This window comes from Pseudomonas syringae group sp. 26L6 (genome assembly GCF_032587815.1).
GTDB lineage: Bacteria > Pseudomonadota > Gammaproteobacteria > Pseudomonadales > Pseudomonadaceae > Aquipseudomonas > Aquipseudomonas amygdali.
Genome location: NZ_JAWHPJ010000053.1, coordinates 205896 through 217388 on the forward strand (window position 1 = coordinate 205896; position 11493 = coordinate 217388).

The window sequence follows — 11493 nt, forward strand, 5'->3', positions numbered from 1 at the left end:
AAATGAAAAAGATTATGCCGAAACAGGCAGGGTCATGCGTGGAATGCAAGAGGCTGGCGAGGAGGGGAGTCGCGCGCTCGGTTTGGGTGAGGATGGCGAACTGGCGTCCGCCATCCTGCCTGTAGACTCAGGCGGCCTTGGCTTGTGTCTGGCTCAACGAGCGGTTCAGTGCGCTGAACAGTGCCCGGAAGCTGGCGGTGGTAATGTTTTCATCAATACCCACGCCATGCACGGCACGCTCGCCATTCACGCGCAGTTCGATGTAGGCAGCGGCCTTGGCCGTGGTGCCCGAGCCAATGGCGTGCTCGTTGTAGTCCATGATCTCCACGGCAACTGGCAGACCGGCGACCAGCGCTTCCAGAGCGCCTTTGCCCTTGCCGCGCCAATGCTGGGTTTCACCGTCCACATGCACTTCGGCATCGACCGCACTGTTGCCGTTCTCCTCCTGCAACTTGTGGCTGATCAGCGCGTAAGGTGTGTTGGCTTGCAGGTATTCACGGCGCAACAGCGAATGAATCTGCTGAGCGGACATCTCCAGGCCCAGACGATCGGTTTCACCCTGAACTACCTGGCTGAACTCGATCTGCATACGGCGCGGCAGGGAAATGCCATATTCCTGCTCCAGCAGGTAAGTGATGCCGCCTTTGCCTGACTGGCTGTTGACGCGAATCACCGCCTCGTAGCTACGGCCAATGTCGGCGGGGTCAATCGGCAGGTAAGGCACTTCCCACAACTCGCCGTCCTTCTGCTGGGTGAAGCCCTTGCGGATGGCGTCCTGGTGCGAACCGGAGAACGCGGTGTGTACCAGATCGCCAACGTATGGGTGACGTGGATGAACCGGAATCTGGTTGCACTCTTCGACGACCTTACGCACACCGTCGATATCCGAGAAGTCCAGCTCCGGGTCGATGCCCTGGGTGTAGAGGTTCAATGCAACGGTGACCAGATCGACGTTGCCGGTCCGCTCGCCGTTACCGAACAGGCAGCCTTCGACGCGATCCGCACCGGCCATCAGGCCAAGCTCGGTAGCAGCGACGCCTGTACCACGGTCGTTATGGGTGTGCAGGCTGATCAGCACGCTGTCGCGGCGGGTGATGTTGCGGCCGAACCATTCGATCTGGTCAGCGTAAATGTTGGGTGTCGCCACTTCCACGGTAGCCGGGAGGTTGAGGATCACCTTGTTCTCGGGCGTCGGGTTCCACACCTCGATCACGGCATCGCAGACTTCCTTGGCAAATTCCAGCTCGGTCGCGCTGAAGGTTTCCGGCGAGTACTCGAAAGTCCACTGGGTTTCAGGCTGTTGTGCAGCGTATTTGACGAACAGCTTGGCCGCATTGACCGCGATTTCTTTCACGCCAGCCTTATCCTGATTGAAGACAATGCGGCGGAACGACGGGCTGGTCGCGTTATACAGGTGGACGATGGCTTTCTTCGCGCCACGCAGCGATTCGAACGTGCGAGCGATCAGGTCTTCGCGAGCCTGGGTCAGCACCTGAATGGTGGTGTCATCCGGGATATGGCCGTCTTCGATCAGGGTACGCACGAAATCGAAGTCAGTCTGCGAAGCTGATGGAAAGGATGCCTCGATTTCCTTGACGCCAACGCTGACCAGGGTTTTCCAGAAGCGCAGTTTCTTGGCCGCGTCCATGGGTTCGATCAACGACTGGTTGCCGTCGCGCAGGTCGGAGCTGCACCAGATCGGCGCTGCATCGATGGTCTTCGAAGGCCAGGTGCGGTCAGGCAGATCGATGGTCGGGAATGCGCGGTACTTCTTCGATGGGTCTTTGAGCATGGTCATCAGGAAATCCTTTTGTATTCACGGGGCCGGGTTAGGGTCGGCCTTCCGTTCTAAAAAGCACAGGGGTTGCGAACACAGGGGCGAGGCACAGCAATCTAGCCTGGCAGTCGGGCACTGACCAGGCTGAGGCACCGATGTTGGCGCAACAGAATTAGGGTTTGAGAGGTTTTCATAGGCCAACCGTAACCATTGGAATGAATGATGGCAAGCACTTGAAAAAGATTGGGATAAATTCTCGAAAATACGCCGTTATCGATTTTTTATAGCGGGTTATGAGCGTTTATTTGCTGGTTATTGTTGGTCGAAAGCGATGTGCGCAAAGAACGGCTGTCGTTGGCAAGCGCCTTAGCGCTTGCTGACGAACAGTGTTACGGCTGAAACGCGCCGATGAAGATTGCCGGGTCCACGCGCGCATCGTTGAGGCTGACGTTCCAGTGCATGTGCGGGCCGGTTGCGCGACCGGTAGCACCTACCTTGCCGACCACGCCGCCACGAGGGACCAGATCACCGACTTTCACATCGATTTTCGACATGTGGCAAAACATGCTGATGAAGCCTTGGCCGTGGTCAACGAATACAGTGTTGCCATTGAAAAAGTAATTACCGGTCAGGATGACCTTGCCCGCAGCCGGAGATTTGATCGGCGTGCCGGCCGGTACAGCGAAATCCAGCCCTGAGTGCGGGTTGCGCTCTTCGCCGTTGAAGAACCGGCGCACGCCGAACCTGCTCGATAGCGGTCCGTTGACTGGCTTGTCCAGAATCAGGTTGCTCGGCGTTCCGGGGCTGAAGCTGCGGTAGGCGCGTAGCTGTTCAGCCAGTTCGCCCTCGATACGCTTGTTGTCTTCAGGGTTTGGGTTCACCTGACGTTTGTTCTTGAGCGTGATGTGCTGTTCCGGGTATTTCTTGCTGCCGACCGTGAAGTTCAGCGTGCGCCCGCCCGAGGTCACTTGTTGAGTGCCAGGCTTGACCGTCAACGGGATGCCGACGATGGCCAGCCATCGCGTGCCCTGTTCCTTGACCACCAGCACCGGTTTGCCTTGATAGGTGGCAGTCGGCGCCTGAGTGCCAGTGCCCAGATCAATTACGGCAACGCCACCGGGCACCGGTTTGTCGAGTGCGCGGGTGATGAAACTGTCGGCGTGGGCGGGCAAACACAGGAGCAGGGCGAACAGCGGGGCAATAAAACGTAGCATCAGGCAGTCAGTCCAGAAGAGAAAGGGTCACAGGCGTGAGGTGATTGTCTTCGACGCGTACTTGCAGTTCGCCTTCGCCGAGCCTGGCGGTGAGTCGTTGGCCCGTTCGGGTTTGTGCGGCATTACGGATCGCATGGCCGCGCTCGTCGAGCAGGATGCTGTAACCGCGTCCCAGTGTGGCGAGCGGGCTGACCACGTTGAGGGTCTGCACCTGACTTTGCAGTTGCAGCTTGCGCGCCTTGATCTGTTCACGAATGGCTCGCGGCAGACGCTCGGCCAAGGCATCCAGACGCTGACGCAGAAAACCCAGGGTTCGGCCCGGATGCTGTGCAGCGAGACGGCTCTGCATATGGGCGAGACGCACCTGACGTTGGTGCATGTTCTGTTCGAAAGCGCGGCGCAGGCGCATGTCCAGGTCGTCCAGCCGTTGCGACTGCTGACGCAAGCGCTCGCCAGGGTGACGCAGACGCCGCGAAATGCCCTCAAGACGCAAGCGCTCGCGCATCAGTCGATCCTGCATACGGCTCACCAGTCCGCGGTGCAGGCTGTCGACGCGTCGATGCAGGTCACTGGAGTCCGGGGCGAGCAGTTCGGCGGCAGCGGAGGGCGTCGGTGCGCGCACATCGGCCACGAAATCACTGATGGACACATCGGTTTCATGGCCAACGGCGCTGACAATCGGCGTCACGCAAGCATCGATGGCGCGGGCGACGGCTTCTTCGTTGAAGCACCACAGGTCCTCCAGCGATCCACCGCCACGGGCGAGTATCAGTGCATCGAAGCCTCTGCTGTCGGCCAGTTTCAGCGCGCGGACAATCTGGTTGATCGCCTCACGCCCCTGAACGGCGGTGGGGATCAATGTCAGTTCGACCCTCGGTGCGCGGCGGCGGAACACACTAATGATGTCGCGGATCACCGCACCGGTCGGAGAGCTGATAATCCCGATACGTTGCGGGTGCAGCGGCAGTGCGATCTTGCGCTCGGCGCTGAACAGGCCTTCGTCGCTGAGCTTGGCTTTCAACGCATCGAATGCCAGGCGCAACGCACCATCACCGGCAGGTTCCACCGTGTCGAGAATCAACTGATAGTCGCCGCGGCCTTCAAACAGCGAGACCTTGCCGCGCACCTTGACCTGCAAGCCGTCCTTGAGCGCCTGACGCACTCGTGCCGCGCTCTGCCGGAACAGCGCGCAACGCACCTGCGCGCCAGAGTCCTTGAGCGTGAAGTACACATGGCCAGACGCCGGGCGAGAGAGGTTGGATATCTCGCCTTCGACCCAGATACTGCTGAACACGTCCTCCAGCAACACCCGCGCACGGCCGTTGAGCTGGCTGACAGTAAGGACTTCCCGGTCGAGGCCGAGTCTTGCGAAAGGGTCTTTGATCATGTCCGGCATCATAATGGCAATGCCGGTCTGGCGCACGGGTCCGTATCGCCACTTCGATCATGATTTCACCTTGACCAGAATCATCAGCCTATTAAGCTGCGGCCTCGAACAGCTTTAAGCGACGCTCCGTTATGAACACCCAAAGCATCATCGTCCCGCAAATTTCCACCTTTCCCGGGCACGAGGCCAGGGCGCGGCTGATTCTGCGCTGGCTGGTCAAGCTCGATGTGGTCGAGCCGGAGCTGACGACATGCGGGCGCACCTATAACAAGATGGCCTACGCCGTGGCGCCCGGAGCGAGAAGGGTAGTAAAGCACCCCGATGCCTTGCCTTTCGGGCAAACAGTCAATGGTCTGGAAATCGTCACCAAGCGCTGCATCTATACCCCGCTGAACGACTTTGCCGAAGAGGCCGGTTGCCCGGAGTGTCGTCGCGAAGTGGGGGAGGCGCTGTTCGACAGCCTGGAGGACTGGATGCCCGGTCACACCGATAATTTCACCTGCCCCGAATGCCGCCATGAAGATGACATCAACGGCTTTTTGTTTCTGGACGCCTGCGGGTTTTCCAACCTGGGTTTCATCTTCAATAACTGGCTGGATGCGTCGTTCACCCAGACCTTTCTGGATGACTTCGCCGAACGTCTGGATCGCCCGGTCTCCTGCGTTAATGTGCGTCTATAAACAGCTTTGATAATAGGCTGAGGTTTACATTGAGCCGGGCGGGGTCTGTGGGTATAATGGCGCGCTTCCAATTTTCCCGCCCGGGAGCCCCCGCGATGCTGCGTATCAGTCAAGAAGCCCTTACATTCGACGACATTCTCCTTGTGCCCGGTTATTCCGAGGTACTTCCCAACGAAGTCAGTCTGAAAACCCGTTTGACCCGTGGCATCGAGCTGAATATACCTTTGGTCTCTGCTGCAATGGATACAGTCACCGAGGCCCGTCTGGCAATTGCCATGGCCCAGGAAGGCGGTATCGGTATCATCCACAAGAACATGACCATCGAGCAGCAAGCTGCCGAAGTGCGCAAGGTCAAGAAGTTCGAGGCCGGCGTTGTTAAAGACCCGATCACGATCGAAGCCGATGCCACTGTTCGTGATCTGTTCGAACTTACCCGCATGCACAACATTTCCGGCGTACCGGTGCTGCACAATGGCGACCTGGTCGGCATCGTGACGTCCCGCGACGTACGCTTCGAAAACCGTCTTGATGTCCCTGTCCGCGAAGTGATGACGCCTAAAGAACGTCTGGTCACCGTGCGTGAAGGCGCCGACAAGAACGAAGTGCGTGAGCTGCTGCACAAGCACCGTCTGGAAAAAGTCCTGATCGTGGATGCCAATTTCGCGCTCAAGGGCATGATGACCGTCAAGGACATCGAAAAAGCCAAGGCATACCCGCTGGCCAGCAAGGACGATCAGGCTCGCCTGCGCGTCGGCGCTGCTGTCGGCACCGGCAAGGACACTGGCGAGCGCGTCACTGCGCTGGTCGCTGCCGGCGTTGACGTTGTTGTGGTCGACACCGCTCACGGTCACTCCAAAGGCGTGATCGACCGCGTTCGCTGGGTGAAGGAAAACTTCCCTCAGGTGCAGGTCATCGGCGGCAACATCGCCACTGGCGAAGCAGCCAAGGCACTGGTTGCCGCAGGCGCCGATGCAGTCAAGGTCGGTATCGGCCCTGGCTCCATCTGCACCACGCGCATCGTTGCCGGTGTCGGCGTGCCGCAGATCAGCGCCATCGCCAATGTTTCCGCAGCCCTTGAAGGTACAGGCGTGCCGATGATCGCCGACGGCGGTATCCGCTTCTCCGGTGACCTGTCCAAGGCTATCGTGGCTGGCGCCTCCTGCGTGATGATGGGCTCGATGTTCGCCGGTACTGAAGAAGCGCCAGGCGAGATCGAACTGTTCCAGGGTCGTTCCTACAAGGCCTATCGCGGCATGGGTTCGCTGGGTGCAATGTCCCAGGCGCAAGGCTCGTCCGATCGCTACTTCCAGGACTCGTCCGCAGGTGCCGAGAAACTGGTGCCGGAAGGTATCGAAGGCCGTGTGGCTTATAAAGGTCCGTTGTCGGCCATCATCCATCAGTTGATGGGCGGTCTGCGTTCCTCCATGGGTTACACCGGCAGTGCCGACATCGAGCAGATGCGCACCAAGCCCGAGTTTGTGCGCATTACCGGCGCAGGCATGGCTGAGTCCCACGTCCATGACGTGCAGATCACCAAGGAAGCGCCGAACTATCGCGTTGGTTGATCCGGACTGCATCGTGGTGTGTGCCGCGATGCAGGCCAACACTTTTTATAGCCGGGGCTGTTGACGCAGCCCCGTGTCGTTTCTGTTTTTTGACGAGAATGAGTCATGGCCCTCGACATTCACGCCCACCGTATCCTGATCCTCGACTTCGGTTCCCAGTACACCCAGCTGATCGCCCGCCGCGTGCGTGAAATCGGCGTGTACTGCGAGCTGCATCCGTTTGACATGGACGACGAAGCGATTCGCGAATTCGCTCCAAAAGGCGTGATCCTCGCCGGCGGCCCCGAGTCCGTACACGAAGCCAACAGCCCACGCTGCCCGCAAGCAGTATTTGACCTGGGTGTGCCGGTGTTCGGTATCTGTTACGGCATGCAGACCATGGCCGAGCAGTTGGGCGGCAAGGTTGCCGGTTCCGAGCTGCGCGAGTTCGGCTACGCTCGCGTTGACGTAGTCGGCAAAAGCCGTCTGCTCGATGGTATCGAAGACCATATCGACGCCGACGGCCTGTTTGGCCTCGACGTATGGATGAGTCACGGTGACAAGGTCACCAAACTGCCGGAAGACTTCCACATTCTGGCCAGTACCCCGAGCTGCCCGATTGCCGGTATGGCTGACGACGCTCGCGGTTACTACGGCGTGCAGTTCCACCCGGAAGTGACCCACACCAAGCAGGGCGGTCGCATCCTGTCGCGCTTCATCCTCGACATCTGCGGCTGTGAAGCACTGTGGACCCCTTCGAAGATTGCTGAAGACGCTATCGCTCAGGTTCGCGCCCAGGTAGGCACCGACAACGTCCTGCTGGGCCTGTCCGGCGGCGTTGACTCGTCTGTCGTTGCCGCGTTGCTGCACAAGGCCATTGGCGATCAACTGACCTGCGTATTCGTCGACAACGGCCTGCTGCGTCTGCACGAAGGCGAGCAAGTGATGGCCATGTTCGCCGAGAACATGGGCGTCAAGGTGATCCGCGCCAACGCCGAAGAGCAGTTCCTGAACAACCTGGAAGGCGAGAGCGATCCAGAGAAGAAGCGCAAGATCATCGGCCGCACCTTCATCGACGTGTTCGATGCCGAGTCCTGCAAGCTGGACAACATCAAGTACCTGGCGCAAGGTACCATCTACCCGGACGTGATCGAGTCGGCTGGCGCGAAAAGCGGCAAAGCCCACGTCATCAAGTCGCACCACAACGTGGGCGGCCTGCCGGAAGAAATGAACCTCAAGCTGGTCGAGCCACTGCGCGAACTGTTCAAGGACGAAGTCCGCCGCCTGGGCCTCGAACTCGGCCTGCCGTACGACATGGTCTACCGCCACCCATTCCCAGGCCCAGGCCTGGGCGTGCGCATCCTCGGCGAAGTGAAGAAGGAATACGCCGACCTACTGCGTCGTGCCGACCACATCTTCATCGAAGAACTGCGCAAGGCCGACTGGTATCACAAAGTCAGCCAGGCGTTCGTGGTGTTCCAGCCGGTCAAATCGGTTGGCGTAGTCGGCGACGGCCGCCGTTATGCCTGGGTTGTCGCATTGCGTGCGGTGGAAACCATCGACTTCATGACCGCTCGCTGGGCGCACCTGCCTTATGAGCTGCTGGAGACGGTGAGTGGCCGGATCATCAACGAAATCGAAGGGATTTCGCGCGTGACGTATGACGTGTCGAGCAAGCCGCCGGCTACTATTGAGTGGGAATGATCTCGCGTCCGGCACTTCCCGGCACGATCTAGCAAAAAATGCCCTGGAGCCCGCTTAATTGCGGGCTTTTGGCTTTTTGGGCCCGGTAAATTCTCGCAGCTTTGCACATCGCCAAGCACTTTGTTCATGTGGCGTGACCTATCAACGGCCCCTCGCCACACGTCGCGCTGGCATTGGTCCGTTTAGCAATGCCAGAATGTCACTGGCTACCCGAATCAATGAATTCGGGTTCTTACGGCACGGATGCGTACAGGCGGTCATCACGCCTGTTTAAGGGATTTATGGTTTCCATCTATGTGTGTGGCGAGGACAAAACCCGGCAGATCAGTGGCTGGGATATAAAGCCAGATGGCAAGGGCGAGTTCACCCTGACGTGCTACTACCCCTCTCAAAAAACTTATTCCCGCCCGCTGGGTGATTGCAGAGTCGTGCCTACCCTGGAGTTGAAGGACATGCTTCTTCTGAGAAAAGGAAGCTCGGAATTCAATCCCGTCGCTAGGGTGGAGATATACGGTGAGAAACACGCCCTCGTTCAATATCCTGGGAAATCGAAAAAATACATTTTTAACATGGACAGTGTTGAGTTCTTTTCCCCGACCTCAATCACTGATGAGCCTGCATTCACTTATTTTCGCTCAGTGGCCACAGCCAGGGTCAGCGCTGCCGCTGCCGGTGATAAAAAGGGCATGGCCGAAAATATTGACCGCCAAATGGGGACTCTTTCGTTGTCTCCGGCCACGGCGCTGCATGCTTACTGCAAAGGGCAGCATGGAAAGCTGGAGTCGTCGGGTAATTTCATCTTTCCTTTCGGCCTCAACGAAAGTCAGCTCAGGGCGGTGGAGCAAGCGTTCCTTTCACAGGTAAGCGTGATTGAAGGTCCTCCCGGTACGGGCAAGACGCAGACTATTCTGAACATCATTGCCAACATCCTTTTGCAGGGAAAAACAGTGGCGGTGGTGTCCAACAACAATTCCGCGGTCGAGAATGTTTATGAAAAGCTAGGCAAGTGTGGCCTGGATTATCTGGTCGCGAGGCTGGGTAAGAACGACAATCAGAAAGAGTTTTTTGCCAACCGTCCTTCTCGACCTTCCACAGATCCTTCACCAGCGCCTGCCATTGAGCATATCCAGGCTGTGCTGCAACAGCTCAAAGGCTACCTGGGCGCTCGTAACGCAGTGGCGCAGTTGCAGATCGAGATTAGCGAACTGGAGATAGAGCGTCGCTACCTTACTGAGTGGCAGCGGGATAACGGTGTGGCCGGTCCTTCTCTGGACAGATATAAACTGTCGCCACAAAAGACGACGGACTTGATGGCTTACCTCGAGCAGCTTGCGAGCGAGCGCATCAGAATCAAGGACCGTATCGAGCTCTTGTTCAATTTCAGAATTTTGCGCACCCGACCCTTCGATAATTGGGACAAGCGCATGTCTGCCTTCTACAGCCTGCAGCTCCATTATTACGACAAGGTCTTGCAAGATAAAAAGACGGAGTTGGCTGCCCATGAAGAAGCGTTGCGACTCGGTAACTTCAAGGCGCTGCTGGAGGAGTTGACCACTTCTTCCATGCTTCACCTGAAACACCACCTGCATCGTCATATCCCTGATGACGATACCTTCGACACTACTTACAGAAAGCGGCTTGATGCGTTCCTGAAGCGCTACCCGGTCATTGGCAGCAGTACGCATTCAATCGTCAACTCCCTTGGCGGCAAGGCTGTTCTCGATTACGTGATTATCGACGAGGCCTCGCAACAGGACATCGTCCCAGGTGTACTGGCACTCAGTTGTGCGAAAAATCTGATCATCGTGGGGGACAGGAAGCAACTTGCACACATCCCGGAAAAACTCGGGCTGGAAGCGCCCGCGCCCTGGTATGACTGTGAGAAGTACAGCCTTTTGGACTCATGCGTCAGTGTGTTCGGCAACTCGATACCGATGACGTTGCTCAAAGAGCACTATCGGTGTCATCCCCGAATTATTCAGTTCTGTAATCAGCAGTTTTACGATAGTCAGCTAGTACCGATGACAATGGACAATGGCGAAAAACCGTTGACGCTGCTGGTGACTGCCAAGGGAAACCACACGCGCAACAATTCCAATCTCAGAGAGCTCGACTCTTTATTGGCAGTGCTTGAGGCCGACGGGGAAAGCCTCTGGGAGGGAGAAGATGGCAGAGGGTTCATTGCCCCCTTCAAGAATCAGGCGATGCTTTCAGGTTCCTGCCTGCCAGCTGATTTTGTCAGAGCCACCGTGCATAAATTTCAGGGCAGGGAGTGTGACGAAATTGTCTTTTCTACCGTGCTGGACAAGTACAAAAGCCCGGAGCGCCTGAGTTTCGTCGACGATGCACGTATGGTCAACGTCGCGGTTTCCAGAGCCAAAAGCAGGTTCACGCTGGTCACGGGTGATAACGTTTTCAAAACCAGTAATGGCCATATCGCTGCGCTGATCCGCTACATGGAATATTACGCGGATGACGGGCAGGTCCATCGAGCGCCTGTTATCTCGGCATTCGATCTGCTCTATAAAGAGTACGACCGATCACTTGAGCGTCTCAATAAAAGGCTCAATCCCGATGACTCGTTATTCAAGTCCGAGCAGATTGTGGCGCAGATACTTCGTGAGGCACTGGCTCAGGAACCCCGCCGAGGGATCATGTTCCACCGTGAGATCCGGCTGATGCAACTGGCAGCGGTGGCCCGCGCAAGCTTCACGGAGAGAGAGCTGGAGTTTATGAGAAATGCTGCGCGATGCGATTTCGTGCTCTATTTCAAGGTGGGTAAGACCCCCTTGGGCGTGATTGAAGTCGACGGAGGTCACCATGACGATCCGTTACAGATTGAACGAGACGCTGTGAAAAACAGCATTCTGAATAAATGCGGTATTCCCTTGCTTCGTTTGCGGACCATCGAGAGCCGTATTGAAGAGAAGGTTGCGGCGTTTCTGGATCAATGGACGCCACCTGCGCGGGATGAAAGTCGTAGAGTTTCGCCGGGTTGAAGGTGGCTCTAACGTTCAGCATGAGGGCCCGTTCATCAAATTGAGTGGTATCGAGACAAGCTATTGTTAAACCAGATTCCGGTGGCTCCAGGCCAAACCAGACTTGATCGCCTCTTCCAGTACAGCGTTGAATTCACTGGCAAGCCTCGCCTTGGATCTGCCAGTACCCATTAACCCTAAACCGCGGC

Annotated in this window: 7 protein-coding genes; 4 read left to right on the forward strand and 3 right to left on the reverse strand. The window is 57.6% G+C overall.

Annotation, left to right across the window (positions count from 1 at the left end; genetic code table 11):
* Positions 1-127: 127 nt before the first annotated feature.
* The 3 genes from leuA to xseA all read right to left on the reverse strand — a co-directional run bounded on the left by leuA (position 128) and on the right by xseA (position 4378).
* Positions 128-1798, reverse strand: a complete 1671-nt coding sequence (gene leuA, locus RYA97_RS21225; RefSeq protein WP_004667426.1) for a 2-isopropylmalate synthase — start codon at positions 1796-1798, stop codon at positions 128-130.
* A gap of 368 nt (positions 1799-2166) precedes the next feature.
* The gene (locus RYA97_RS21230; RefSeq protein WP_005734171.1) at positions 2167-2991 is read right to left on the reverse strand and encodes a M23 family metallopeptidase; all 825 of its coding nucleotides are present in this window, start codon (positions 2989-2991) and stop codon (positions 2167-2169) included.
* Between the two features lie 7 nt (positions 2992-2998).
* A complete protein-coding gene (gene xseA / locus RYA97_RS21235) occupies positions 2999-4378 on the reverse strand; it encodes an exodeoxyribonuclease VII large subunit (protein WP_005778320.1) in 1380 nt (459 codons plus the stop codon).
* Between the two features lie 131 nt (positions 4379-4509).
* On the opposite strand from xseA, the gene RYA97_RS21240 reads away from it, so the two are divergent.
* The 4 genes from RYA97_RS21240 to RYA97_RS21255 all read left to right on the forward strand — a co-directional run bounded on the left by RYA97_RS21240 (position 4510) and on the right by RYA97_RS21255 (position 11305).
* Positions 4510-5058 carry a hypothetical protein gene (locus RYA97_RS21240; RefSeq protein WP_005778322.1) on the forward strand — a complete coding sequence of 183 codons (549 nt, stop codon included), beginning with the start codon at positions 4510-4512 and terminating at the stop codon, positions 5056-5058.
* Positions 5059-5153: 95 nt separating this feature from the next.
* Complete coding sequence (gene guaB, locus RYA97_RS21245) at positions 5154-6623, forward strand: IMP dehydrogenase (protein ID WP_004666065.1); 1470 nt, start codon at positions 5154-5156, stop codon at positions 6621-6623.
* A 105-nt stretch (positions 6624-6728) separates the two neighbouring features.
* Positions 6729-8306 (forward strand): glutamine-hydrolyzing GMP synthase, encoded by a 1578-nt coding sequence (gene guaA / locus RYA97_RS21250; protein WP_004656303.1) that lies wholly within the window; start codon positions 6729-6731, stop codon positions 8304-8306.
* A 281-nt stretch (positions 8307-8587) separates the two neighbouring features.
* Positions 8588-11305, forward strand: a complete 2718-nt coding sequence (locus RYA97_RS21255) for an AAA domain-containing protein (RefSeq protein WP_016980989.1) — start codon at positions 8588-8590, stop codon at positions 11303-11305.
* The last annotated feature ends 188 nt before the right edge of the window (positions 11306-11493 follow it).

Bases quoted from the DNA above. Each gene is read 5' to 3' on its own strand.
- leuA (WP_004667426.1), bottom strand. From the start codon at position 1,798: ATGACCATGCTCAAAGACCCATCGAAGAAGTACCGCGCATTCCCGACC.
- RYA97_RS21230 (WP_005734171.1), bottom strand. From the start codon at position 2,991: ATGCTACGTTTTATTGCCCCGCTGTTCGCCCTGCTCCTGTGTTTGCCC.
- xseA (WP_005778320.1), bottom strand. From the start codon at position 4,378: ATGATCAAAGACCCTTTCGCAAGACTCGGCCTCGACCGGGAAGTCCTT.
- RYA97_RS21240 (WP_005778322.1), top strand. From the start codon at position 4,510: ATGAACACCCAAAGCATCATCGTCCCGCAAATTTCCACCTTTCCCGGG.
- guaB (WP_004666065.1), top strand. From the start codon at position 5,154: ATGCTGCGTATCAGTCAAGAAGCCCTTACATTCGACGACATTCTCCTT.
- guaA (WP_004656303.1), top strand. From the start codon at position 6,729: ATGGCCCTCGACATTCACGCCCACCGTATCCTGATCCTCGACTTCGGT.
- RYA97_RS21255 (WP_016980989.1), top strand. From the start codon at position 8,588: ATGGTTTCCATCTATGTGTGTGGCGAGGACAAAACCCGGCAGATCAGT.